The sequence below is a fragment of the Nocardioides mesophilus genome (assembly GCF_014395785.1).
GTDB lineage: Bacteria > Actinomycetota > Actinomycetes > Propionibacteriales > Nocardioidaceae > Nocardioides_B > Nocardioides_B mesophilus.
This window is the reverse complement of the sequence record NZ_CP060713.1, coordinates 3,250,373-3,273,522: the sequence shown is the minus strand read 5'-3', so window position 1 is coordinate 3,273,522 and position 23,150 is coordinate 3,250,373. Positions and strand designations below refer to the sequence as shown.

Sequence of the window (23,150 nt, the reverse complement as noted above, 5' to 3'; positions counted from 1 at the left end):
GGGTCGGGTGCCGGGGCCTAGGCTGAGGGCATGGTCAACCTCACCCGCATCTACACCCGCACCGGCGATGCCGGCGAGACCCGCCTGGGCGACATGAGCGTGACGACGAAGAACGACCTGCGGCTGCATGCCTACGCCGACGTCGACGAGGCGAACGCCCAGATCGGTGCGGCGGTGGCCCTGGGTGGGCTCGACGAGGACGTGGTCAAGGTCCTGACGACGGTCCAGAACGACCTCTTCGACGTCGGTGCCGACTTCTGCACCCCGGTCGTGGAGAACCCGGAGTTCCCGCCGCTGCGGATCGAGGAGGCGTACGTCGACCGGCTGGAGGCCTGGTGCGACGCCTACAACGAGAACCTGCCGAACCTCCGCTCGTTCATCCTCAGCGGCGGCACGCCGGGGGCGGCCCTGCTGCACGTGGCCCGCACGGTGGTGCGACGTGCGGAGCGGGCGGCGTGGGCGGCGTACGAGCAGCACGGCGAGACCATGAACGTCGCCGCGATCAAGTACCTCAACCGGCTCTCGGACCTGCTGTTCATCCTCGCCCGGCACGCCAACCGGGAGGCCGGCGACGTGCTCTGGACCCCCGGCGGGGAGCGCTGAGAGCGAGCGCAGCGAGCGGGTCGGCGCGAGCCGCCCGTCAGCACCGCGGGGAGCGGTGAGAGCGAGCGCAGCGAGCGGGTCAGCGCGAGCCGGCACGAGTGGCGGGAACCGAACGCGCGAGGGCGACGTCCTAGTGGCGTGACCTCTCTTCTGAACGGCCTGCTGCGAGTCGCATGTGTCTGCGTGATGACGGTGGCGGCTGCCGCAGTCGGCGGCTGTTCGTCTGACACCGGGGAGCCGACGGCGGCCGTCGACTGCTCAGCACAGCTCCGGGCGGACGGCATCGTCTACACCTCGCACGGGTACTCCGACCGTCAGGCCCGCAAGCACGCGTCGGCGGAGGAGGCCGAGTGTCAGGACGTCGGCTCGGAGGCTGCCGGTCCGGTCTTCCCCGCGTCCCCGCACACGGTCACGACGTGGACGTTCAGTGGCTACCCACCGACGAAGGTCCTGGGAGTCCGGTCCGACCAGGACTCCTTCGCGGTCTTCGTCGCCGACTCGGTGGCGTCGAAGGAGCGCGAGGCGATCTACGAGGACCTCGCCGCAGGTGCGCCCTAGCCGCAGCGGCTGCTGCCACCGCGGCGAGTCCTGCCCGGTGGCCGGGAACGGCGCGGACCGGTGACCGGCGACACACGTGGCGCCCTCACTTGTTGAACGAGAAGAGTCGCCTGTCAGGCTCCAGCGGCTCCGGATCGCCGAGGAAACGCTGGACCCCCACCGAGTAGGTCCCGTGCTGCGGAGCGACGAAGTGCTCCTCCGCGAAGTGGTGCTCGACGAACCAGGCACGGATCTGCGGGGTGAGGTCAGGGGCCCGACGGTGCCGCGTCCAGATCACGCGGGCCCCGGTCTTGCAGAGCTGCGCGGCAGCAGCGACGGTGCGCTGCACGTCCTCGTCGGCCACGTTGCCGAAGATCCCGCAGAGCAGGACCAGGTCGGCCGGGACGGCCCCGGCGTACGCAGTCGTGATTCCCGCGTCGGTGCACCGCACCTCGATGTCCGCCGGGCCGAGCGCATGGACGGTCTCAGCAGCACGCCGGGCGATCCCGGGGTCGGCCTCGAGCAGGGTCGCGCGGACCCGCCGGCGGTCCGCTCTCCCCTGGAGCACCCCGAGAAGGTCACGGCCGTCCCCGGCGCACGCGCTCACCACGGTGACCTCCCCCGGCCGCGCATCGAGCCACTCGCTGATGTGCTGCTGCACCACCCGGAGCCGCTCGGAGAGCAGGGAGTCCGGGTCCTCGTAGGCGTCGTGCCACGACTCCCAGTCCGTCAGCGGTGCCACGCTCCATCCCATCACAGTGGCGCTGGGTCCACCAGGGACCGCGCGCGCGTCGTGTCCGCCACAGAGCCCGCAGGTCAGGGCATCCAGACGGCGTGGTCGTGCGCGAAGACGACGCGTCGGGGATCGAACTCGAGGAGTCGCTCCATCCACGAGCTCGGGAGCGGGAGGGGTGGCTCGTGCCCGAGCCGGGTGGCGCGGGCCGCCATGACGTCGGCCGACCACTGGGAGGCGATGTCGTGGGCCTGCCCCGCCAGCACGAGGGAGCCGTCCTCGCACTCGAGGACGATCGACTGGTGGCCGGCCACGTGCCCCGGCGTCGGGATCACATGGACGCCGGGCGCAACCTCGGCCTCGCCGTCGAGCAGCTCGTAGCGCGCGCCGGGGAAGTCGACGAGGGCAGGAACCGTGTACTCACCGGTGTGCGCGGTCTCCAGCTCGCGACGCTGGCAGAGCAGGGGCCGACCGGGGAACGCCGGGTTGCCGCCGATGTGGTCGAAGTGCAGGTGACAGTTGACGACCAGGTCGATCGCCTCCACCGTCAGACCGACCCGGCGCAGCGCTTCGTGGATCTGGACCCGTCGGGGGCGGTACCAGCGCTCCGTCTCCTGGTCGGTCTCTCCCAGACCGGTGTCGAGCAGCAGCATCCCGGCCGGCGTCCGGGCGACGTACCCGAGCACGGTCTCGACCCTGTAGTCGGCCGTGCCGGTCTCTTCCGGGGGGCGGACGAACGACCCCAGCTCGATCCTCGCGACGTCCTCGACCCGCATGAGGCCAACGTAGGGTCAGCGGGGAGTGAAGTGAACACCTGGCCGGCGGCCGGAAGGGCTCGGCTCAGCGCTGGCGGTTGCGCTGCCCCGGTGGGGCCGCCTCGAGCCAGGCCAGGAAGCCGGTCAGCGCCTCGGGGCTCATGGCCACCTCGACGAGCCCCTTAGGGGTCTTGCAGGAGACCACCACGTGGCCGGAGTACAACGAGTACGCCTCGACCCCACCCGGGTCGCGACGGCCGACGTAGGACAGGTCGGCGCGCCTGAAGACCTTCTTGGGCCGCGGGGAGACCGAGAACACCCGGAACCACTCGAGGTCGCCACCGGAGTAGCGACCCACGCCGAGAATCCATCCGCGTCCGGCCCTTCCGGACCGGACGCGGACGCTGAACTCGAAGGTGCCGCCGTTCCGAGAGATCCACCGACGGCGGATGACCAGCCAGAGCCCGTAGCCGAAGACGAGCAGCAGGACGAGCCCGGCGGAGTCGACCAGCCACTGCCACCACGCCATCTATCGCCCCTCGGGTCCGAATGGCCCGGTCATGACCTGGTCATGGTCTGTGTGATCCGACTCCTCAGGACGCCTTCTCGGCGGCCCGGATCCGGGCCTCCGCCCACGCGGCCTGGGCACGCTCCTCGGGCTCGTTGAGCAGCTCGCCCGCCTGCTTGGCGCGGTCGAGGTCGGCGCGGGCCCGCTCGAGGTCGATGTCGTGGGACATCTCGGCGTGCTCGGACAGGATCGAGATCCGGTTGTTGGCCACGGACAGGAAGCCCGCGTCCACGGCGGCGATCCAGGTCTCGCCGTCCGCGGTGGTGACGTCGACGATCCCGTCCACCATCGTGGAGAGCATCGGGGCGTGGTTCGGCAGGATGCCGACGTCGCCCTCGGTCGTGCGAGCGATGACCATCGAGGCCTCGCCCGACCACACGAGGCGGTCGGCCGCCACCAGCTCCACCTGCATCACGGAGTCGCTCATGCGCATTCCTCTCTGGGTCCCGGCGCGCCCCGGCGCGACCCACCCGGGGGTGGGACGGCGCCGTGGGCGTGCCGGGAGCGGGTCACAGGCTCTTCTGGATCTCGGACCACTTGCGCTCGACGTCGTCGAGCCCACCGCACATGAAGAACGCCTGCTCGGCGACGTGGTCGAAGTCGCCGTCGGCGATCTTGGTGAACCCCTCGATGGTGTCCTCGATCGACACCGTCGAACCCTCGATGCCGGTGAACTGCTTGGCGACGTAGGTGTTCTGCGAGAGGAACCGCTGGATCCGACGGGCCCGGGAGACGATGACCTTGTCCTCCTCGGAGAGCTCGTCCACACCGAGGATCGCGATGATGTCCTGCAGCTCCTTGTTGCGCTGGAGAATCTGCTTGATCCGGACCGCGGTGTTGTAGTGAGCCTCGCCGATGTAGCGCGGGTCGAGGATCCGCGAGGTCGACGTCAGCGGGTCCACCGCGGGGTAGATGCCGAGCGAGGCGATCTCGCGCGACAGCTCCGTGGTGGCGTCCAGGTGCGCGAACGTCGTGGCCGGGGCGGGGTCGGTGTAGTCGTCAGCCGGCACGTAGATCGCCTGCATCGAGGTGATCGAGTGACCGCGCGTGGAGGTGATGCGCTCCTGGAGCACACCCATCTCGTCGGCGAGGTTGGGCTGGTAGCCCACCGCGGACGGCATCCGGCCGAGCAGCGTCGACACCTCGGAACCGGCCTGGGTGAAGCGGAAGATGTTGTCGATGAACAACAGCACGTCCTGCTTCTGCACGTCGCGGAAGTACTCCGCCATCGTCAGCGCGGACAGCGCGACGCGCAGCCGGGTGCCCGGCGGCTCGTCCATCTGGCCGAACACGAGGGCGGTCTGGCCGATGACGCCGGCCTCCTCCATCTCGACGATCAGGTCGTTGCCCTCACGGGTGCGCTCCCCCACGCCGGCGAACACGGACACGCCGCCGTGGTCCTTCGCGACGCGGGCGATCATCTCCTGGATCAGCACGGTCTTGCCGACGCCGGCGCCGCCGAAGAGGCCGATCTTGCCGCCCTCGACGTACGGCGTCAGCAGGTCGATGACCTTGATGCCGGTCTGGAACATCTGGGTCTTCGACTCGAGCTGGTCGAACGCCGGCGACTTGCGGTGGATGCCCCACCGCTCGTTGACCTCGTAGGTCTCGCCCTCGGTGAGGTTCAGGCAGTCCCCGGTGGCGTTGAAGACGTGACCCAGGGTGATGTCACCCACGGGGACCGTGATCGGGCCGCCGGTGTCCTGCACCGGCGCGCCGCGGACCAGGCCGTCGGTCGGCTTCAGCGAGATGGCGCGGACCATGCCGTCGCCGATGTGCTGGGCGACCTCGAGCGGCAGGGTGAAGCTCTCACCGCTCAGCTCGACGTTCACCTCGAGCTTGTTGTAGATCTCGGGCATGTTGTCGACGGGGAACTCGATGTCGACGACGGGGCCGATCACGCGTGCGATGCGACCCACCCCACCGGCGGACTGGTCCGCGCGGTTCTCGGTAACAGTGGCAGTCATTTGTGTTCACTCACTCCCGGCAGTCGCATCGGCGAGCGCGTTCACGCCACCGACGATCTCGCTGATTTCCTGTGTGATTCCGGCCTGGCGGGCCTGGTTGGCCAACCGTGTGTACTTCTTGATGAGCTCATCGGCGTTGTCCGTCGCCGCCTTCATCGCCCGTTGGCGGGCGGCCAGCTCGGAGGCGGCCGCCTGCAGCATGGCGAAGTAGATCCGGCTCTGGACGTAGCGCGGCAGCAGCGAGTCGAGCACCTCGGCGGCGCTGGGCTCGAACTCGTAGAGCGGCAGCACCTCCTCCTTCGAGACCGGCGCCTCCCCCTCGACGATCTCCAGCGGCAGCAGCCGGGTCGCGGTGGGCTCCTGGGTCAGCATCGACCGGAACCGCGTGTAGACCACGTGGACCTCGTCGACCTCGCCGGCACCGTCGCGCAGCTCGATCTCCGGGTTGTCCTCCCCGGCGAGAAACGCCTCGATCAGCGCCTCGCCGATCTCCCGGGCCAGGTCGTAGGTCGGCTGGTCGGAGGCTCCGCTCCAGGACGCCGCGACCGGACGGTTGCGGAACCTGAAGTAGGCCTGACCCTTGCGTCCGGCGATGTAGGAGTCGACCTCCTTGCCCTCGCCGCGGAGCTTCTCCGCGAGTCGGTCGGCCTCCCTGAGCACGCTGGAGGAGTAGGCCCCCGCAAGCCCGCGGTCGCTGGTGATCACCAGGATCGCGGCGCGCTTGGGGTTCTCCGGCTCGGTGGTGAGGGCGTGCTCCACGTTGGAGTACGTCGCCACCGCCGAGACCGCGCGGGTCAGCTCACGGGCGTACGGCGCTGCCGCCTGGGCCCGCTGCTGCGCCTTGATGATCCGGGAGGCAGCGATGAGCTCCATGGCGCGCGTGATCTTCTTCATCGACGTGACGGACTTGGTCCGTGCACGTAGCTCACGCACTGAGGTTGCCATTGGGTCAGCCCCGCTTCTGCTTGACGATCTGCTCCTGCTCGACCTCGTCGGCCGGCAGCGCCTCGACCTCTTCGCGGCCCGGCTTGATCGACTGCCCCTCGGAGGTCTCGAACTGGTCGAGGAAGGAGTCGTAGGCCTTCTCCAGCGCCTCCGCGGTGTCGTCGGTGAAGTCGTTGGTCTCCGCGATGGTGGACATGATGCCGCTGTGCTCGCGCTTGAGGTAGTCGAGGAACTCGCTCTCGAAGCGCAGCACGTCCTCCACCGGGACACGGTCGAGCCGACCGGTGGTCCCGGTCCACAGCGACGCGGTCATCTCGTTGACCGGGTACGGGGAGTACTGCGGCTGCTTGAGCAGCGCCATCAGCCGCGCACCACGGTCGAGCTGCTGGCGCGAGGCCGCGTCGAGGTCCGAGGCGAACATCGCGAAGGCCTCCATCGCGCGGAACTGCGCGAGGTCGACCTTGAGCGAGCCGGTGACCTTCTTGACCGCCTTGGTCATGGCGGCGCCACCCACGCGGGACACCGAGACACCCACGTCGATCGCCGGCCGCTGGTTGGCGGCGAACAGGTCCGACTGCAGGAAGATCTGGCCGTCGGTGATCGAGATGACGTTGGTCGGGATGTACGCCGACACGTCGTTTGCCTTCGTCTCGACCATCGGCAGGCCGGTCATCGAGCCGGCGCCGAGCTCGTCGGAGAGCTTGGCGCAACGCTCCAGCAGCCGGCTGTGCAGGTAGAACACGTCACCGGGGTAGGCCTCGCGGCCCGGCGGCCGGCGCAGCAGCAGCGACACGGCGCGGTAGGCCTCGGCCTGCTTGGTCAGGTCGTCGAAGACGATCAGGACGTGCTTGCCGTCGTACATCCAGTGCTGACCGATGGCCGAGCCGGTGTAGGGGGCGAGGTACTTGAAGCCGGCGGAGTCCGAGGCGGGCGAGGCCACGATGGTGGTGTACTCCAGCGCGCCGGCCTCTTCGAGCGCGCCCCGCACGGAGGCGATGGTCGAGCCCTTCTGGCCGATGGCGACGTAGATGCAGCGCACCTGCTTCGTGGGGTCGCCGGACTCCCAGTTCTGCTTCTGGTTGATGATCGTGTCGATCGCGATCGTGCTCTTGCCCGTCGCGCGGTCGCCGATGATCAGCTGACGCTGACCGCGACCGATCGGGGTCATCGCGTCGATCGCCTTGATGCCGGTGGCGAGCGGCTCGTGCACGGACTTGCGCGACATCACACCGGGCGCCTGCAGCTCCAGGGCACGACGACCGTCGGTCTGGATCTCGCCGAGACCGTCGATCGGGGTGCCGAGCGGGTCGACCACGCGGCCGAGGTAGCCCTCGCCGACCGGCACCGAGAGGATCTCCCCGGTGCGACGCACCGCCTGACCCTCCTCGATCTTCTCGAAGTCACCCAGCACGACGACGCCGATCTCGCGGGTGTCGAGGTTCAGGGCGATGCCGAGAGTCCCGTCCTCGAACTCGAGCAGCTCGTTGGCCATGACGGACGGCAGCCCGGTGACACGGGCGATGCCGTCACCGGCCTCTGCCACGGTGCCGACCTCTTCGCGGCTGGCGGTCTCCGGCTTGTAGTCGGACACGAAGCGCTGCAGCGCGTCCCGGATCTCGTCCGGACGGATCGAAAGCTCCGTCATGTTCTTCCCTGCTCTCTTGGATTCGGTGCTCTGTTGCTGGGCGGTGTGGCTGGGGGCCTCAGCCGGCGAGCCGGCGGCGGGCCTCGTCGAGGCGGCTGGACACGGTCCCGTCGATGACGTCGTCACCGATCTCGACACTCATGCCGCCGACGACCCGGGGGTCGACCACGACGTTGAGGTGCACGGGCTTGCCGTACTGGCGTGCCAACGCACCCTGGAGACGCTGCTCGTCCGCGGCGGGAAGCTCGCGTGCCACCCGGACGGTGGCGACGAGCCGGTTGCGGTGCTGGGCGGCGACCTTCTGGTACTCCTCGAGGGCGACCGCCACCGTGCGGTGGAAGCCGGCGACCGACTGCTCCGCCAGCCGCATGGTCGCGGCGGTGACGCGGCCCTCGAGCAGGCCGTGCAGCAGCGTCCGCTTGTCCTCCGCCGAACGGGCCGGGTCGGAGAGAGCGTCGCGCAGCTCGGGGTTCTGCGAGACCAGCCGGGAGAACCCGAAGAGCTCGTCCTCGAGCGCGTCGGCCTGGCCGGCGTCGTCGGCCCCGCGCACCACGGCGATCACCCCGAGCTTCTCGAGGGCGTCGCCGAGGTCCCGGCTGCCTGCCCAGCGCCGACCCGCGGCTTGCGCCACGAGGTCGAGCGACGCCGGGGCGAGCTGCGAGCCGAAGACCTGTCGGACCAGGTCCGACTTGGCTGCGGGAGCGATCGAGACGTCGGTGGCGATCCGGCGCAGGCCGGCCTCCCGACGCAGGATCGCGGCGACCCCGAGGAGGTCGTCGGCGAGCCGGGTGGCGTCCGCGCCGGCGTCGACCGTGGCCTCGAGGGCCTCGGTCAGCGTCGCCACGGACTCCGCGGAAGCGCCACGCATCACAGGGCCCCGTTCGGGCTCTGGGACGCCTGCTCCGCCTCGAGCTCGGCGAGGAAGCGCTCCACGACCCGGCTCTGGCGAGCCTCGTCGTCGAGCGACTCACCGACGATGCGTCCGGCCAGCGAGGTGGCGAGCGAACCCACCTCGGTGCGCAGCGAGGTCACGGCCTGCTGACGCTCCGCCTCGATCTGGCTGTGCGCGTGCTCGACGATGCGGGCTGCCTCGGCCTGGGCCTGCTCCCGCATCTCGGCGATGATCGTCGCGCCCTGCTCCCGCGCATCCTCACGGATGCGCGCGGCTTCGTGCCGGGCGTCGCCGAGCTGCTTCTCGAGCTCGGCGAGCCGGGCGTCGGCCTCGGCCTGCTTCGTCTCGGCCGCGCTGAGACCGCCCTCGATGGCGGCGGTCCGGTCGGCGAAGGTCTTCTCGAAGTTGGGTACGACCCACTTCTTGACCGCGAGGTAGAGCAGACCGAAGACGACCAGGGACAGCACGATCTCGATCGGGTGCGGGATCAGCGGGTTGAGCTTCTCCTCCGCCGCAAGGGTGATCACGTCCATGGACTCAGGTCCTTTGTCAGGTCAGTCAGGTCAGAGGACGAACGCGAGGGCGATACCGATGATCGCGAGCGCCTCGGCGAGCGCGAAGCCCAGGATGGCGATCGACTGCAGGCGGCTCTGGGCCTCCGGCTGACGAGCGACGCCGTTGATGTAGGCGGCGAAGATCAGTCCGATACCGACACCCGGACCGATCGCGGCGAGGCCGTAGCCGATCATGTTCAGGTTGCCGTTGAGATCACCAGTCATGGCGATGGTTCCTTTCGGTTATTTCTCTTTGGAAAGTCTCAGTGCTCGTCAGCGAGAGCACCGGAGATGTACATGGCGTTGAGCAGGACGAACACGTAGGCCTGCAGGAACTGCACCAGCAGCTCCAGGAACGCGATCGCGATGAAGAGCAGCCAGGCGAGCAGCCCGACGGGCCTGACCGCACCGGCCGCTTCGAAGAGGAGGTACTCGCCGCCGAGGGCGAACAGGATCAGCAGCAGGTGGCCGGCGAGCATGTTGGCGAACAGACGCAGGGCCAGCGTGACCGGCCGCACCACGATGTTCGACATGAACTCGAGAGGCACCAGCAGGAGCAGCATCGGGCCCTTGATCCCGGCCGGCACGGTCTGCAGCTTGAGGTAGCCGACGAAACCGTGCTTGTTGATGCCGGCGACGTTGTAGATCACCCAGCTCAGCGCCGCCAGCCCGTAGACCATGCCGGCCCGCGAGAACGTCGGGAACTGGATGAACGGGATCGTGGCGAAGAGGTTGTTGAGCAGGATGAAGAAGAAGAGGGCGAACAGGTAGGGCACGAACCGCATGAAGTCGCGGCTGCCGATGATGTCGCGGGCCATCGAGTTGCGGACGAAGCCGTACATCGCCTCGCCGGCGAACTGCAGCCGGTTCGGCACCATCGCCCGCTTGGCCGAGGCGGCGCGGAAGACCACGAACATCAGCACGGCGGCCAGGACGAGCTGCAGCATCGGCTTGGTGACGCCGGCGTACATCGACTGCCCGAGGAACTCGAAGGTGTTGTCCGGGCCGATCGGGGGCAGGTTGAAGTCGCCGGGCCCCGGGGGCGTGAACCCCTCGGCGCGAACCGACGTCGTCCCGACAAAACTCACGGCGTCTCCTGTGTCATCTGCATCAGATCTCGTGGTGCTCGTTCACGTGGGGGTCCTGCTGGTGCTGGCCTGCCTGGTGCTGGTGACGCTCCTGCCGGCCGGACGATCCTCGCCCCGGACGAGCCTGGTCTGCGAGAGCCCACGGCCGGTTGAAGCGCGCGAACGTCATGTAGATCCCCAGGCCGGCACCGAACAGGATCCCGACGACCACCACGAAGGAGGTGCCCAGCCACCGGTCCGCTAGCCATCCGAGGACGCCATACATCAGCACCCCCGAGACGAGATAGCCGAACGCGTGCCAGGGGTCGCCCTGCGGCGTGTCCTGGGAAGCGTCGCCGCCGGAGGGTGAGGAGGGCAGTCGCGGTGACATCGCGCTCCGGACAATAGCAGCCGGGGCCGGTCATCGCGCACTCGCCCGGGTCGGTCCCGAGACGCCCCCGGGGCCTCGTCCGGGACGGCTCTCCCGGCTGCTCGCAGAGCTCGGACCGGGGGTCTCGGGGAGGTCGTAGACAGGGATCCGCGCGCGGGTGCTGGCGAGCACCTGGGCGGCGAGCCAGCCGATCGTGGCGGCGATCACCGTGCCGCCGAGCCAGCGGCCGTCGACGCTGCCCTCGAGCGCGCCCGAGCGGCTCAGGGCCACGAAGGTGAGGCCGACGAGGACCACCTTGAGCGTGTAGGTCATCAGCGCCACCAGCAGCGACATCGCCGGGGCCAGACCGGCCACCACGTCGAGCACCAGCGCGCCGAGGCCGAAGAACAGCGCCACCATCGCGGCCCCGATGAGGGCGCCCACGAGAGCCGGGGCACCGCCCAGGACACCGCCGGCGACGGCGGCCACGAGGCCGATCAGGAAGGTGACCGACAGGGCCCGGCGCACCACAGGACCGATGCTGCCGGGACGTTTCCCGGAGCCGGAGATCCGCGGGGCGGTCGTCATGTCGGCGGCCGTTCTGTGGGTCTGACGGGCGGTGGTCGGAGGCCCCATGGCTGTGGGCCAGGCTCCTCCGATGTGCTTGTGAAAACTAGCACAAAGTCCGGGTGGGCTGGAAATCCGGTTCAGGAGTGCTGGTGCGGGGCCTGCACGCGCGGGACCAGGAAGGTCAGGGCCACGGTCAGCGCCACCCAGACCGTCAGGATCAGGGTCGTGACCCGGCCGGCGTAGAGGCTGGCCAGGACTCCCCCGAAGGCGATCAGCCCGGCCCACAGCCACATGATCAGCACCGCGCGCCGGTGGGAGTGCCCGATCTCCAGCAGGCGGTGGTGCAGGTGCTGCTTGTCGGCCGCGAAGGGCGAGCGCCCGGCGCGCGTGCGTCGGATCACCGCGAGCACCAGGTCCGCGAACGGGACGATCAGGATCGAGATCGGAAGGATGATCGGCAGCAGGGTGGGCAGCAGGCTCGCCTCGGAGCCACCGGCGCCCCGGGTCATGTCGACGGTGGCGAACTGTCCGGTGAGGGTGAGCGCGGAGCCGGAGAGCACCAGCCCGATCAGCATCGAGCCCGAGTCGCCCATGAAGAGCCGTGCCGGGAAGAAGTTGTGCGGCAGGAAGCCGGCGCAGGCCCCGCCGAGCGCGGCGCACAGCAGCGCCGCCGTGATCGCCAGGGTCTCGCCGTTGGCGTCGGCCAGCTTGTAGGAGAACAGGAAGAAGGCCACGGCGCCGATGCCGACCACGCCGGCGGCCAGCCCGTCGAGGCCGTCGACGAAGTTCACCGCGTTGATGGTGGCCACCACCACGATCACGCTCACCAGCTGGCCCTGCACCGGGTCCGCGCTGAACTGGCCCCCGCCGGGGAGCTGGAAGGAGTAGTAGTAGACGTCGAAGGCGACCAGCACGCCGGCGACCAGCAGCTGGCCGCCGAGCTTGGTCAGCGCATCCAGCTCCACGAGGTCGTCGAGCACCCCCAGCAGGCAGATCAGCGCCCCCGCGAAGAGCACCACGGCCGCGTCGCGGAACACCTGCTCGTGGCTGGGGTCGGAGAGGAACGGCAGCCGCGCCGCGACGAGGTACGCCGCCACCAGGCCACCCAGCATCGCGATCCCGCCGAAGTACGGGATCGGCACCGCGTGCACGTCGCGGTCCCGGACCTTCGCCACCGCTCCGGTGCGGAGCGCGATCTCGCGGGCGAACACGCCCAGCAGGTAGGTGACCGCGGCGGCGACGAGGAAGACGGTGAGGTACTCACGCACCGGTGTGGACCATCTCGCTACCCCTCGTCCAGGATCTCGGTGCCGAACCGCTCGACGATCTCGTTCAGCCGCTCCAGCGGCACCCCGCCGGAGCGGAGCAGCCGTCCGGTCGCGCCGGTGACGTCGACGATGGTCGACGGCGTCTCCCCCGCCGACCTGCCGGCGTCCACGATGACCGAGATGCTCTCCCCGAGCATCGACTCGGCGGCATCGGCGTCGGTGGCCGGCGGCAGCCCGCTGCGGTTCGCGCTGCTGACCGCCAGCGGGCCGGTGCGCGCCAGCAGCTCGAGGGCCACCTCGTGGTCGGGCATCCGCACCGCCACGGTCCCGCGGGTGTCGCCGAGGTCCCACTGCAGCGACGGCTGCTGGGTGCAGACCAGCGTCAGCGGGCCCGGCCAGAGCTCCTCGACCAGGGCGCGGGCGTAGGCCGGGACGCCGACGGTGAGCGCGTCCAGGGTGGTCGCCGCGGAGACCAGCACCGGCGGCGGCATGCTGCGGCCGCGGCCCTTGGCCTCCAGCAGCCGCTTCACCGCCTCCGGCGAGAACGCGTCGGCCCCGACGCCGTACACCGTGTCGGTGGGCAGCACGACCAGCTCGCCTCGCTGGACCGCCAGGGCGGCCGCGGCGATGCCCGCCTCCCGCTCCTCGGGCTCGGTGGTGCGGTAGCGCTGCGTCAACGCAGGGGCCCTCCCGTCGGTGCTCAAGAACCCGGCTCGGCTGGACGCGACGGAGCCGCCGGGGACTCTCATCGTGATGGGGTCATCGTGCCAGGCGGGCGGTCAGGTAGCGCGCACGCCCTGCCAGATCCTGGTGGTCGCGTACGTCGGCCCAGCGGCCGGTCGATCCGAAGACCGCGGGCGCGAGCTCGCCCTGCAGGTCGGCGTGCTCGGCGCCGACGTGTCCCCCGGTGCGCAGCAGCCGGGCGGCGACCTGCTCGAGCACCCGCATGGCGACCAGCCCGTCCTCGCCCGAGAACAGCGCCAGCTCCGGATCGTGGTCGCGCGCCTCCGGCTCGACCGACTCGTAGGCCTCGAGCGGGATGTAGGGCGGGTTGCAGAGGACCACGTCGACCGTGCCGTCCAGGTCGGGGAAGGCGTCGGCCATGTCGCCCTGGCGCAGGTCGACGCCGCTGCCGGCGAGGTTCCGCTCGGCCCAGGCCAGTGCGTCCTCGCTCAGCTCGACCGCGTGCACGTGCGCGTCGGGCACCTCGGTGGCCACTGCCAGGGCGATCGCCCCGGACCCGGTGCACAGGTCCACCACCCGCGGCGTCCGGCCGGCGGCGAGGAGCTCGCGGGCCCGGTCGATCCCCCACCCGGCCAGCAGCTCGGTCTCGGGCCGGGGCGTGAACACCCCGGGGCCGACCGCCAGCTCGACGTAGCGGAAGGCCGCGGTGCCGACCAGGTGCTGCAACGGCTCGCGGGCCGCTCGCCGGGCCACCAGCGCGGCGTACTCCCGCTGGCGGCCCTGGTCCACGTCCGCGACCAGCGCGAGGCGCGAGCGGCTGGTGCCCAGCACGTGGGCGAGCAGCTCCGCGGCGTCGTGCTCCGGGCTCGCCACCCCGGCGGCCGCGAGTGTCCGCGCCGCCGTCCGCACCAGCGTGCGCGGGTCCGCGGCCGCGCTCACGAGCCGTCCGCGGGGTCGAGCGCCTCCAGCCGGGAGGCGAGGTCGGCCTGCACGCAGGAGTCGACCACCGGCTCGAGCTCGCCGTCGAGCACCTGGTCGAGGTTGTAGGACTTGTAACCGGTGCGGTGGTCGGAGATCCGGTTCTCGGGGAAGTTGTAGGTCCGGATCCGCTCCGAGCGGTCGACCGTGCGCACCTGCGAGCGGCGCGCGTCGGAGGCCTCCGCGGCGGCCGTCTCCTGCGCCGCCTGCAGCAGCCGGGCCCGCAGGATCCGCATCGCCTGCTCGCGGTTCTGCAGCTGGCTCTTCTCGTTCTGGCAGCTGGCCACGATCCCGGTCGGCAGGTGCGTGATCCGCACCGCGGAGTCGGTGGTGTTGACCGACTGCCCGCCCGGCCCCGAGGAGCGGAAGACGTCGACGCGCAGGTCGTTCTCGTCGATGCTGACGTCGACCTGCTCGGCCTCGGGCATCACGAGCACGCCGGCTGCCGAGGTGTGCACCCGGCCCTGGGACTCGGTCACGGGGACCCGCTGCACGCGGTGCACGCCGCCCTCGAACTTCAGCAGGGCGTAGGGCGCCTCGCCCGGCTCGGAGGTGCCCTTGGCCTTCACCGCGACGGTGACCGACTTGTAGCCGCCGAGGTCGGACTCGGTGGCGTCGAGCTGCTCGGTCTTCCAGCCGCGGCGCTCGGCGTAGCGGGTGTACATCCGCAGCAGGTCGCCGGCGAACAGCGCCGACTCCTCGCCCCCCTCACCGGACTTGATCTCCAGCAGCGCGTCCTTGGCGTCGGCGGCGTCGCGCGGCACCAGCAGGTGCCGCAGCCGCTCCTCGGCCGCGGCGCGCCGGTCCGCGAGCGCCTCAGCCTCCGCGGCGAAGGAGTGGTCCTCGGCGGCGAGCTCGCGGGCGGCCTCGATGTCCTCGACCAGGTGCCGCCAGTCGTCGTACGCGCGCACGATCGCGGAGAGCTCCGCGTAGCGCTGGTTGAGCCGCTTCGCCAGGCCCTGGTCGGCGTGGATCGACGGGTCGGCCAGCCGCTGCTCGATCTCCTGGTGCTCGGCGAGCAGACCGGTGACTGCCTCGAACATCGGCTTTCCTCCTCGTGGGGTGGTGCTGCGGACGTCGTACGAGCCGGAGGCACGGGGCCCCGTCGGGCACGACGTCCAGGGGGCGGACCCGCAGACGCACGAAGCGCCGGCCTCCGCATCGGGTGCGGGGGCCGGCGCTTCCAGGGCGCTACTTCTTGGCAGCGTCCTTCTTGGCGTAGCGCGCCTCGAAGCGGGCGACGCGGCCGCCGGTGTCGAGGATCTTCTGCTTGCCGGTGTAGAACGGGTGGCACTTCGCGCACACGTCGGCGTGGATCGAGCCACTCGGCGAGGTGCTGCGCGTCATGAACGTGTTGCCACAGGTGCAGGTGACCTGGGTGTCCACGTAGGTCGGGTGGATGTCCTTCTTCATGGTGTCCTCTCGCGGTGCAGTCGCCGGGTCGTCCGTCGCTCTGCTGCGAGGACGTGAACCGGAACCAGCCATACAGTGTGCCAAACAACGCGTGCCCGGCGCGAATTCCCCGTTTTCCTCCCCCGGTACGGCGGCCGCCGCCGCACCGGCGGGATCGGTCCTCGCGGGGTCGGTCGGGTCAGTCGAGGTGGTGCACGGACGGGTCGCGCCGCACGACCAGCACCATCAGCAGCGCGGCCAGCCCGGTCACGCCGGCCATCGTCGCGCCCATCGGGACCGCGCTCGTGCCACCGAACAGGCCGACCAGCGGCGCCACCATGGCCCCGATCCCGAACTGCACCGAGCCCAGCAGCGCCGATGCGGTGCCGGCGGACTCCCCGTGCCGGGTCAGCGCCAGCGCGGGTGTGTTGGGCATCGCCAGCCCGGCCGCGCCGAGCACCAGCCCGAGCGGCACCAGCACGCCGACCAGACCCCCGGCCCCGCTGGCACCGGTGACGACCACGCCAAGCGCGGCCGCCAGCGACATGAAGATCGCGAAGGTCAGCACGTTGGCGGTCCCGAACCGGCCGATCAGCGTCGGGTTCAACTGCGACAGCACGGTGAGGGCCAGCGAGTTGAGGCCGAAGACGAGCCCGAAGCTGCGCTCGTCGAGCCCGTAGCCGTCCTGGAGCACGAACGAGGCGCTGCCGACGTAGGCGAAGATCGAGGCGAACATCAGCCCGCCGATCAGCACCAGCGCCACGAAGGTCCGGTCCCGGAACAGTGACCGGTAGGTGCGCAGCGTCGAGCGCACCCCGGGGGCGCTGCGGCGCTCGGGCGGGAGCGTCTCGCGCAGCCCGAAGAACGCGACCGCGCTCAGCAGCAGCGCGGCGCCGGCGAGGACGACGAAGATCCCCCGCCAGTCGGTGACCGCGAGGACGAAGCCGCCGAGCGTCGGCGCCAGGATCGGGGCCAGCCCGATCACCAGCATCAGCCGCGACATGGTCCGCGCCACCGCCGAGCCGGTGAACAGGTCACGGACCGTGGCCAGCGCCACCACCGAGATCGCGGCACCGGCGAAGCCCTGGAGCACCCGCACGACGCTGAGCACCGCCACGGTCGGCGCGATCGCGCACAGCAGCGAGGCGAGCAGGTGCACGGCGAGCCCGGCCAGCAGCGGCCTGCGCCGACCGAAGACGTCGGACAGCGGCCCGATGACCAGCTGCCCGACGGCCAGCCCGGCGAGCATGCCGGTCAGGGTGAGCTGGACCGCCGAGGTCGAGGCGGACAGGTCCGTCGCGATGTCGGGGAAGGCCGGGAGGTACATGTCGATCGAGAGCGGCCCCAGCGCGATCAGCAGCCCGAGGACCACGATCAGCTGCACGTGCCGGCCCCGGGTGAGCGGCTCCGGACGCCCGGGGGCCCCGCCCGCCGTCGCGCGGGAATCGGGTGCGGCCGCCACCTCGGTGGCCGCCGCGGCACCCGCGAGGGTCGGGGTCGGGTCCCCGGTCGTGGCCTCGGGGGTGCGGAGCTGGGTCATGGGTGGCTTCAAGTCGTTGAGGGGTGCAACTATTCCCGGCAGGCGTGTCGTAGCGACGTGTCCGGCGTCTCACCGCATCACGCTGCCCGCTCGCGGTCCTGCTCCCGACGGTGTCGGGCGCAACCGACGGGTCGTCCCGGCGGCTCCTGCTGCCGGAACGACCCGCCGGGTCGACGTACTCCCCCGGCCCGGGCCGCGGACGGCTCGGGCGCGGCCGGGCGGTCAGTCGCCGTTGTTGCCGGCCATCGGCGTCGTCTTCTGGACCTGCATGAGGAACTCGATGTTGCTGTGGGTCTTCTTCAGGCGCTCGAGGAGCAGCTCCAGCGCCTGCTGCCCGTCGAGGCCGGAGAGCACCCGGCGGAGCTTCCAGACGATGGCGAGCTCCTCCTTGCTCATCAGGAGCTCCTCGCGGCGGGTGCCGGACTGCACGGCGTCGATCGCGGGGAAGAGCCGCTTGTCGGCGAAGTCGCGGCGCAGCCGGATCTCCATGTTGCCGGTGCCCTTGAACTCCTCGAAGATCACCTCGTCCATCTTCGAGCCGCTCTCGATCAGCGCGGTGGCCATGATCGTCAACGAGCCGCCGTCCTCGATGTTGCGGGCGGCGCCGAAGAAGCGCTTGGGCGGGTACAACGCGGCCGAGTCGACGCCGCCGGAGAGGATCCGGCCGCTCGCGGGAGCCGCGAGGTTGTAGGCCCGTCCGAGCCGGGTGATGCCGTCGAGGAGCACGACCACGTCGTGACCGAGCTCGACGAGCCGCTTGGCCCGCTCGATCGCCAGCTCGGCCACGGCGGTGTGGTCGCTGGCCGGCCGGTCGAAGGTCGAGGAGATCACCTCGCCCTTGACCGAGCGCTGGAAGTCCGTGACCTCCTCGGGACGCTCGTCGACGAGGACGACCATCAGGTGGCACTCGGGGTTGTTGGTGGTGATCGAGTTGGCGATCGACTGCATGATCATCGTCTTGCCGGCCTTGGACGGCGACACGATGAGCCCGCGCTGGCCCTTGCCGATCGGGGCCGCGATGTCGATGACGCGGCCGATCAGGTTCGTCGACTCGGTCTCCAGGCGCAGCCGCTCGGAGGGGTAGAGCGGGGTCAGCTTCTGGAACTCCACGCGGCCCTTCGCGGCCTCGGGGTCCGCGCCGTTGACCGTGTCGATGCGCACCAGCGGGTTGAACTTCTCCTTGCGCTCACCCTCGCGCGGGGAGCGCACCATGCCGGTGATCGCGTCGCCGCGACGCAGCCCCAGCTTGCGGACCATCGACAGGGAGACGTAGACGTCGTCGGAGCCCGGCAGGTAGCCGCTCGTGCGGACGAAGGCGTAGTTGTCCAGCACGTCGAGGATGCCGGCCACCGGCACCAGCACGTCGTCCTCGAGGATCTGGGTGTCCGGCTCGCGGCTGCCCCGGTTGCTCCGGTCCCCGCGATCGCTGCGGTCGCTGCGCACCCCGGGACCCTGGTCGCGGGTGTCGGTGCGGTCACGGCCGCGGCGGCGCCGGTTGCGGCGACTGGTCCCGTCGTCGTTGCGGTCCCCGCGCGGCTCGTGACGGTTGTCGCCGCGACCCTGGTCGCCGCGGTCCTCGGTCCGGTCGCCACGGTCGCCACGGTTGTCGCGGGTGTCGGTCCGGTCCCCACGGTTGTCGGTCCGGTCGCCACGGTTGTCGCCGCGACCCTGGTCGCCCCGGTCGCCACGGCTGTCGGTCCGCTCGCCACGGTTGTCGCGGGTGTCGGTCCGGTCCCCACGGTTGTCGGTCCGCTCGCCACGGGTGTCGGCCCGGTCACCGCGCTCGCCACGGGCGTCGGCCCGGTCGCCGCGGTTGTCGCGGGTGTCGGCCCGGTCGCCACGGTCGTCGGTTCGCTCGCCCGGCTGGACGTCCGCCCGGCTCTCGCTCCGGTCGGTCCGCTCGGTGCGGGTGCTGGTCCGTGCGCCGCGCTGCTCCCCACGGCTGTCGCCCTGGTCGCCGCGGTCCTGCGGCTGCTGGTCGGTCGAGCCGCCCGCGTCCTCACCGGTGCGCTCGCCGGCGGTGCGCTCGGCGCGCCCGCGGCGGCTCCTGGCAGGTGCCTCGGCGACCGGGGACGAGCCGTCGGCCTCGGGCTGCTGGCCTGCGGACCGGCGGCCGGCGGAGGGGCCGCTGCTCTGGTCACCGGACGGCCCCGACGGGGCAGCGGACTGGCCGCCGGACTGGGCCGCCTTGATGGCATCGATGAGCTGGCTCTTGCGCATGCCGCCCGCGCCCTTGATGCCCAGACCACCCGCCATCTGCTTGAGCTCCGGCAGCAGCATGCCGCTGAGCCCGGCGGCGCGCTTCCTGCTCGGTGCTGACTCAGGGGGGGTTGCGGTCGTTTCCGTCACGTGAGGTCCTTCCCACGTCCAGGCTGTCGGAGGTGGTTCCCCCGGTCAGCCTTCATATGAGTGTGGTTGTCCGATCGCGGTGCCGGACGAGTCGGCACGTCGTACCGAAGTCGCCCTGGGGCAAGTGCGAAAGAGGAGTGCGCGTGGTGTGGATCGAGAGAAGCGGATCGATGGGACCTGATCGGCGTGACCGCTCGATCACCGGCGCACCTGCACCCTAGCACTAGTCCCGCGGCCGACGTGGCATACCGCACAACGCCTCGACGAGCCCGGATCTTCCCCGTGCCGACCCCTCGCGCTCAGCGTTCGACGCGGGCGCCGTCGGTCTCCAACGACAGCGTCCAGGCCCGCCAACCGGCCGGCGCACGCGCCGCCACGGCAGCCGCGCCCCCGAGGTCGGTGAGCACCAGCACGCTGGGACCGGCACCGGAGACGACCGCCGCCAACCCCTCGGCACGCAGCGTCCGCACCAGGTCCAGCGACGCCGGCATCGCGGGCTCGCGGTAGTCCTGGTGGAGCCGGTCGACGGTCGCCGCCAGCAGCAGCTCGGGCTGCCGGCTCAGCGCCGCCACCAGCAGCGCCGCCCGCCCGGCGTTCGCCGCCGCGTCGGCGTGCGGCACGACCGCGGGGAGCAGGGCACGGGCCACCGTGGTCTCCACCGGGTCCGGCGGCACCAGCGCCACGGCGCAGACGCGGGGGTCCAGCGCCACGGACACGGCGTGGAACCGGCCGGCCTCGGCGTAGGCGATGGTGAAGCCGCCGTAGAAGGCGGGCGCGACGTTGTCGGGGTGGCCCTCCAGGTCGGCCGCGAGCGCGAAGACCGCGTCGTCGTCCATGAGCAGCGAGCCGCCCGCCACCAGCCCGCGGGCCAGGCAGACCCCGGCCACGATCGCCGCCGAGGACGAGCCGAGGCCGCGCCCGTGCGGGATCACGTTCTCGCAGGTCAGCCGGAGCGCGGGGGTCTCGCACCCCATGTGCTCGAACGCCGCCTGCATCGAGCGGTGCACCAGGTGGGTGCTGTCGCGCGGCACCGTGGTCGCGCCCTCACCGGTGACCAGCACCTCGTCCGGGCCGTCGACGACCTGGGCGGTGACCCGGTCGCGCAGCGACAGCGCCACGCCGAGCGCGTCGTAGCCCGGTCCCAGGTTCGCGCTCGTGGCCGGGACCGTCGCGGTCACCGGCCCGGTGAGCAGCGTCGGCATCAGCGCAGCCCGGCAGCCTCGGCGGCCGCCTCCACGTCCGGGTCGACGACGGTGTCGACGAGCTCGGTGAACGTGGACAGCGCGGTGTCGATGTCCTTCAGCCCGTGACCGGTCACGGTGACCACGACCTGCTGGCCGGCGTACGTCGTTCCGGCCGCCACCTCCTGGAGCAGGCCGGCCACCCCGGCCGCGGAGGCCGGCTCGACGAAGACGCCCTCGTGCGCCGCCAGCGCGCGCTGCGCGTCGAGGATCTCCCGGTCGGTGACCGCCCGGAAGCTGCCGCCGGACTCACGCTGGGCGGCGACCGCGAGGTGCCACGACGCCGGGTTGCCGATCCGGATCGCCGAGGCCACCGTCTCCGGGTCGCGCACCGGCTCGCCGCCCACCAGGGGCGCGGCGCCGGCCGCCTGCCAGCCGAGCATCCGGGGGCAGCGGGTGGTCTGCCCGACGTGCCGGGACTCGACGTAGCCCTTCCAGTAGGCGGAGACGTTGCCCGCGTTGCCGACCGGCAGCACGTGCACGTCCGGGGCGTCGCCGAGGAAGTCCACGATCTCGAACGCCGCGGTCTTCTGCCCCTCGAGGCGCATCGGGTTCACCGAGTTCACCAGCGCCACCGGGTACCGCTCGGCCAGCTCGCGGGAGATCCGCAGGCAGTCGTCGAAGTTGCCGCGCACCATCACCACCTGCGCGCCGTGCACGATCGCCTGCGCCAGCTTGCCCGCCGCGATCTTGCCCTGCGGGACCAGCACCAGCGGCTTGATCCCGGCACGGGCGGCGTAGGCCGCCATCGAGGCCGAGGTGTTGCCGGTCGAGGCGCACACCACCGCCTCCGCGCCCTCGCCGACCGCGACCGAGAGCGCGACGGTCATGCCGCGGTCCTTGAACGAGCCGGTCGGGTTGTCGCCCTCCACCTTGAGCCAGACGTCGCCGCCGGTCAGGCGCGAGAGCCACGGGCTGTCCACGAGCGGGGTGCCGCCCTCGCGCAGGGTGATCGTCGGGGTCCCGGCCGGCAGGTCCAGCCGGTCGCGGTACTCCTCGATCACGCCGCGCCACTGGTGCCGGGGCGCCGGTGCCGGCCCGGCCGCCGGCACGGGGCCGTGGGACGAGCTCACGACTCCTCCCCCTCGACCCGCATCACCGAGGAGATGTCGCGGACGAAGTCCTTGGTGCGGAGCGCGGCGACGGTGGCGCTCAGCGCCTCGTCGGTGGCCCGGTGCGAGACCACCACGAGCTGGGCGTCGTCGCCGTGGCCCTCCTGGCGCACGGTGCGGATCGAGACCCCGTGCTCGGCGAAGGTCTGCGCGACGGCGGCCAGCACACCGGTGCGGTCGTCGACGTCGATGGCCACGTGGTAGCGCGTCACGGTCTGCCCCATCGGCAGCACGTCGAGGGCGGCGTACGCCGACTCCCCCGCGCCGCGGACGTCGGCCAGCCGGTTGCGCGCCACCGTCACGACGTCGCCCAGCACCGCGCTCGCGGTCGGGGCGCCGCCCGCACCCGGCCCGTAGAACATCAGCTGACCGGCGGCCTCGCTCTCGACGAACACCGCGTTGTAGGCCTCGCGGACGCTGGCCAGCGGGTGCGTGCGCGGGATCATCGCCGGGTGGACCCGGGCCGCCACGGCCGGCCCGTCGCGCCCCTCCCCCAGCTCGCAGATCGCCAGCAGCTTCACCACGGCACCCATCTCCCGGGCCGAGGCGACGTCGCTCGCGCTGACCTCCGCGATGCCCTCGCGGTAGACGTCGCTGGCGGTGACGCGGGTGTGGAAGGCCAGGCTGGCCAGGATCGCCGCCTTGGCGGCCGCGTCGTAGCCCTCGACGTCGGCGGTGGGGTCGGCCTCGGCGTACCCGAGCTCCTGGGCCTCCTCGAGCGCCTCGGCGAAGCCGGTGCCCGAGCTGTCCATCTTGTCGAGGATGAAGTTGGTGGTGCCGTTGACGATGCCCATCACCCGGCGGACCCGGTCGCCGGCGAGCGACTCGCGCAGCGGCCGCAGGATCGGGATGGCGCCGGCGACGGAGGCCTCGAAGTAGAGGTCGCGCCCGGCCTTCTCCGCGGCGGCGAAAAGCGTGCTGCCGTCCTCGGCGAGCAGCGCCTTGTTCGCGGTCACCACGGAGGCGCCGTTCTCGAGGGCGCTGAGGATCAGCGCGCGCGCCGGCTCGATCCCGCCGATCACCTCGACCACCAGGTCGAGGTCCCCGCGCGCCACGAGAGCGGCGGCGTCGGTGGTGAGCAGCTCGGCGGGCACCTGGTAGCCGCCGAGGTCACGGTGCAGCTCGGGACGGCGGACGGCGACACCGACCAGCTCGATCGGCGCCCCCACCCGGGCGGTCAGGTCGTCGGCCTGCTCGTGCAGCAGGCGCACCACCTGGCTGCCCACCGATCCGCAGCCCAGCAGAGCGAGCCTCAGAGGCCTGGTCACCGTCCGGGTCCTTCCGTCGTCGTCGGAGCGCCGGTCGCTGCGCTTCCGTGGCTCATCATGGGCCATCTGCCGCGACCGCGCAGGCCCAGGGGGAGCCGTCCGCAGCCTGAGA

Annotated in this window: 25 protein-coding genes; 2 read left to right on the top strand and 23 right to left on the bottom strand. The window is 71.5% G+C overall.

Annotated features, from left to right (window positions below; genetic code table 11):
- The first annotated feature begins 30 nt into the window (after window positions 1-30).
- Both H9L09_RS15830 and H9L09_RS15825 read left to right on the top strand, forming a co-directional pair.
- Window positions 31-603: a cob(I)yrinic acid a,c-diamide adenosyltransferase gene (locus H9L09_RS15830; protein WP_187577816.1), complete on the top strand. Its 573-nt coding sequence runs from the start codon at window positions 31-33 to the stop codon at window positions 601-603.
- 138 nt (window positions 604-741) lie between these two features.
- The gene (locus H9L09_RS15825; protein ID WP_187577815.1) at window positions 742-1,161 is read left to right on the top strand and encodes a DUF6281 family protein; all 420 of its coding nucleotides are present in this window, start codon (window positions 742-744) and stop codon (window positions 1,159-1,161) included.
- Between the two features lie 85 nt (window positions 1,162-1,246).
- On the opposite strand, the gene H9L09_RS15820 is transcribed toward H9L09_RS15825, so the two are convergent.
- The 23 genes from H9L09_RS15820 to H9L09_RS15710 all read right to left on the bottom strand — a co-directional run bounded on the left by H9L09_RS15820 (window position 1,247) and on the right by H9L09_RS15710 (window position 23,104).
- Complete coding sequence (locus H9L09_RS15820; protein ID WP_246456066.1) at window positions 1,247-1,882, bottom strand: SAM-dependent methyltransferase; 636 nt, start codon at window positions 1,880-1,882, stop codon at window positions 1,247-1,249.
- A gap of 74 nt (window positions 1,883-1,956) precedes the next feature.
- Entirely contained in the window at window positions 1,957-2,649 is a 693-nt protein-coding gene (locus H9L09_RS15815) for an N-acyl homoserine lactonase family protein (RefSeq protein ID WP_187577813.1), read from the bottom strand.
- Between the two features lie 64 nt (window positions 2,650-2,713).
- Window positions 2,714-3,157, bottom strand: a complete 444-nt coding sequence (locus tag H9L09_RS15810; protein WP_187577812.1) for a DUF2550 domain-containing protein — start codon at window positions 3,155-3,157, stop codon at window positions 2,714-2,716.
- A 64-nt stretch (window positions 3,158-3,221) separates the two neighbouring features.
- Window positions 3,222-3,623, bottom strand: coding sequence for a F0F1 ATP synthase subunit epsilon (locus H9L09_RS15805; protein ID WP_187577811.1), 402 nt, complete (start codon window positions 3,621-3,623; stop codon window positions 3,222-3,224).
- 82 nt (window positions 3,624-3,705) lie between these two features.
- On the bottom strand, window positions 3,706-5,163 hold the full coding sequence (gene atpD / locus H9L09_RS15800) for a F0F1 ATP synthase subunit beta (RefSeq protein WP_187577810.1): 1,458 nt from the start codon (window positions 5,161-5,163) through the stop codon (window positions 3,706-3,708).
- A 6-nt stretch (window positions 5,164-5,169) separates the two neighbouring features.
- Window positions 5,170-6,108 carry a F0F1 ATP synthase subunit gamma gene (locus H9L09_RS15795; protein ID WP_187577809.1) on the bottom strand — a complete coding sequence of 313 codons (939 nt, stop codon included), beginning with the start codon at window positions 6,106-6,108 and terminating at the stop codon, window positions 5,170-5,172.
- 4 nt (window positions 6,109-6,112) lie between these two features.
- Entirely contained in the window at window positions 6,113-7,753 is a 1,641-nt protein-coding gene (atpA, locus tag H9L09_RS15790) for a F0F1 ATP synthase subunit alpha (RefSeq protein WP_187577808.1), read from the bottom strand.
- A 58-nt stretch (window positions 7,754-7,811) separates the two neighbouring features.
- The gene (locus H9L09_RS15785; RefSeq protein ID WP_187577807.1) at window positions 7,812-8,621 is read right to left on the bottom strand and encodes a F0F1 ATP synthase subunit delta; all 810 of its coding nucleotides are present in this window, start codon (window positions 8,619-8,621) and stop codon (window positions 7,812-7,814) included.
- Complete coding sequence (locus H9L09_RS15780; protein ID WP_187577806.1) at window positions 8,621-9,178, bottom strand: F0F1 ATP synthase subunit B; 558 nt, start codon at window positions 9,176-9,178, stop codon at window positions 8,621-8,623. Before H9L09_RS15780 ends, H9L09_RS15785 begins: the two co-directional genes overlap by 1 nt.
- A 30-nt stretch (window positions 9,179-9,208) precedes the next feature.
- On the bottom strand, window positions 9,209-9,424 hold the full coding sequence (gene atpE / locus H9L09_RS15775; protein ID WP_187577805.1) for an ATP synthase F0 subunit C: 216 nt from the start codon (window positions 9,422-9,424) through the stop codon (window positions 9,209-9,211).
- A 38-nt stretch (window positions 9,425-9,462) separates the two neighbouring features.
- Window positions 9,463-10,287 (bottom strand): F0F1 ATP synthase subunit A, encoded by an 825-nt coding sequence (gene atpB, locus H9L09_RS15770; protein ID WP_246456065.1) that lies wholly within the window; start codon window positions 10,285-10,287, stop codon window positions 9,463-9,465.
- Between the two features lie 22 nt (window positions 10,288-10,309).
- Complete coding sequence (locus tag H9L09_RS15765; protein ID WP_187577804.1) at window positions 10,310-10,657, bottom strand: AtpZ/AtpI family protein; 348 nt, start codon at window positions 10,655-10,657, stop codon at window positions 10,310-10,312.
- A gap of 30 nt (window positions 10,658-10,687) precedes the next feature.
- Window positions 10,688-11,224: a Cg1360 family ATP-synthase-associated protein gene (locus tag H9L09_RS15760; protein ID WP_187577803.1), complete on the bottom strand. Its 537-nt coding sequence runs from the start codon at window positions 11,222-11,224 to the stop codon at window positions 10,688-10,690.
- Window positions 11,225-11,343: 119 nt separating this feature from the next.
- On the bottom strand, window positions 11,344-12,474 hold the full coding sequence (locus tag H9L09_RS15755; RefSeq protein WP_187577802.1) for a glycosyltransferase family 4 protein: 1,131 nt from the start codon (window positions 12,472-12,474) through the stop codon (window positions 11,344-11,346).
- Between the two features lie 17 nt (window positions 12,475-12,491).
- Window positions 12,492-13,151, bottom strand: coding sequence for an L-threonylcarbamoyladenylate synthase (locus H9L09_RS15750; protein ID WP_187577801.1), 660 nt, complete (start codon window positions 13,149-13,151; stop codon window positions 12,492-12,494).
- Between the two features lie 82 nt (window positions 13,152-13,233).
- On the bottom strand, window positions 13,234-14,097 hold the full coding sequence (prmC, locus tag H9L09_RS15745) for a peptide chain release factor N(5)-glutamine methyltransferase (RefSeq protein WP_187577800.1): 864 nt from the start codon (window positions 14,095-14,097) through the stop codon (window positions 13,234-13,236).
- Complete coding sequence (gene prfA, locus H9L09_RS15740; protein ID WP_187577799.1) at window positions 14,094-15,179, bottom strand: peptide chain release factor 1; 1,086 nt, start codon at window positions 15,177-15,179, stop codon at window positions 14,094-14,096. The genes prmC and prfA overlap by 4 nt, the downstream gene beginning before the upstream one ends.
- 148 nt (window positions 15,180-15,327) lie before the next feature.
- A complete protein-coding gene (rpmE, locus tag H9L09_RS15735) occupies window positions 15,328-15,549 on the bottom strand; it encodes a 50S ribosomal protein L31 (protein WP_187577798.1) in 222 nt (73 codons plus the stop codon).
- 178 nt (window positions 15,550-15,727) lie between these two features.
- On the bottom strand, window positions 15,728-17,068 hold the full coding sequence (locus tag H9L09_RS15730; protein ID WP_187577797.1) for a Bcr/CflA family multidrug efflux MFS transporter: 1,341 nt from the start codon (window positions 17,066-17,068) through the stop codon (window positions 15,728-15,730).
- Between the two features lie 222 nt (window positions 17,069-17,290).
- Complete coding sequence (gene rho, locus H9L09_RS15725) at window positions 17,291-19,348, bottom strand: transcription termination factor Rho (RefSeq protein ID WP_223164083.1); 2,058 nt, start codon at window positions 19,346-19,348, stop codon at window positions 17,291-17,293.
- A 368-nt stretch (window positions 19,349-19,716) separates the two neighbouring features.
- Window positions 19,717-20,619 (bottom strand): homoserine kinase, encoded by a 903-nt coding sequence (gene thrB, locus H9L09_RS15720; RefSeq protein WP_187577795.1) that lies wholly within the window; start codon window positions 20,617-20,619, stop codon window positions 19,717-19,719.
- A complete protein-coding gene (gene thrC, locus H9L09_RS15715) occupies window positions 20,619-21,731 on the bottom strand; it encodes a threonine synthase (protein WP_246456064.1) in 1,113 nt (370 codons plus the stop codon). Before thrC ends, thrB begins: the two co-directional genes overlap by 1 nt.
- Window positions 21,728-23,104, bottom strand: coding sequence for a homoserine dehydrogenase (locus tag H9L09_RS15710; RefSeq protein WP_187577794.1), 1,377 nt, complete (start codon window positions 23,102-23,104; stop codon window positions 21,728-21,730). The genes thrC and H9L09_RS15710 overlap by 4 nt, the downstream gene beginning before the upstream one ends.
- Between the last annotated feature and the right edge of the window lie 46 nt (window positions 23,105-23,150).

Coding starts and splice junctions, on each gene's coding strand:
- atpA (WP_187577808.1), bottom strand. CDS start 7,753: ATGACGGAGCTTTCGATCCGTCCGGACGAGATCCGGGACGCGCTGCAG.
- thrB (WP_187577795.1), bottom strand. CDS start 20,619: ATGCCGACGCTGCTCACCGGGCCGGTGACCGCGACGGTCCCGGCCACG.
- H9L09_RS15805 (WP_187577811.1), bottom strand. CDS start 3,623: ATGAGCGACTCCGTGATGCAGGTGGAGCTGGTGGCGGCCGACCGCCTC.
- H9L09_RS15810 (WP_187577812.1), bottom strand. CDS start 3,157: ATGGCGTGGTGGCAGTGGCTGGTCGACTCCGCCGGGCTCGTCCTGCTG.
- H9L09_RS15710 (WP_187577794.1), bottom strand. CDS start 23,104: ATGGCCCATGATGAGCCACGGAAGCGCAGCGACCGGCGCTCCGACGAC.
- atpE (WP_187577805.1), bottom strand. CDS start 9,424: ATGACTGGTGATCTCAACGGCAACCTGAACATGATCGGCTACGGCCTC.
- atpD (WP_187577810.1), bottom strand. CDS start 5,163: ATGACTGCCACTGTTACCGAGAACCGCGCGGACCAGTCCGCCGGTGGG.
- H9L09_RS15815 (WP_187577813.1), bottom strand. CDS start 2,649: ATGCGGGTCGAGGACGTCGCGAGGATCGAGCTGGGGTCGTTCGTCCGC.
- H9L09_RS15795 (WP_187577809.1), bottom strand. CDS start 6,108: ATGGCAACCTCAGTGCGTGAGCTACGTGCACGGACCAAGTCCGTCACG.
- H9L09_RS15765 (WP_187577804.1), bottom strand. CDS start 10,657: ATGTCACCGCGACTGCCCTCCTCACCCTCCGGCGGCGACGCTTCCCAG.
- prfA (WP_187577799.1), bottom strand. CDS start 15,179: ATGTTCGAGGCAGTCACCGGTCTGCTCGCCGAGCACCAGGAGATCGAG.
- H9L09_RS15730 (WP_187577797.1), bottom strand. CDS start 17,068: ATGACCCAGCTCCGCACCCCCGAGGCCACGACCGGGGACCCGACCCCG.
- H9L09_RS15760 (WP_187577803.1), bottom strand. CDS start 11,224: ATGACGACCGCCCCGCGGATCTCCGGCTCCGGGAAACGTCCCGGCAGC.
- H9L09_RS15785 (WP_187577807.1), bottom strand. CDS start 8,621: ATGCGTGGCGCTTCCGCGGAGTCCGTGGCGACGCTGACCGAGGCCCTC.
- H9L09_RS15830 (WP_187577816.1), top strand. CDS start 31: ATGGTCAACCTCACCCGCATCTACACCCGCACCGGCGATGCCGGCGAG.
- rpmE (WP_187577798.1), bottom strand. CDS start 15,549: ATGAAGAAGGACATCCACCCGACCTACGTGGACACCCAGGTCACCTGC.
- rho (WP_223164083.1), bottom strand. CDS start 19,348: ATGCTGCTGCCGGAGCTCAAGCAGATGGCGGGTGGTCTGGGCATCAAG.
- H9L09_RS15780 (WP_187577806.1), bottom strand. CDS start 9,178: ATGGACGTGATCACCCTTGCGGCGGAGGAGAAGCTCAACCCGCTGATC.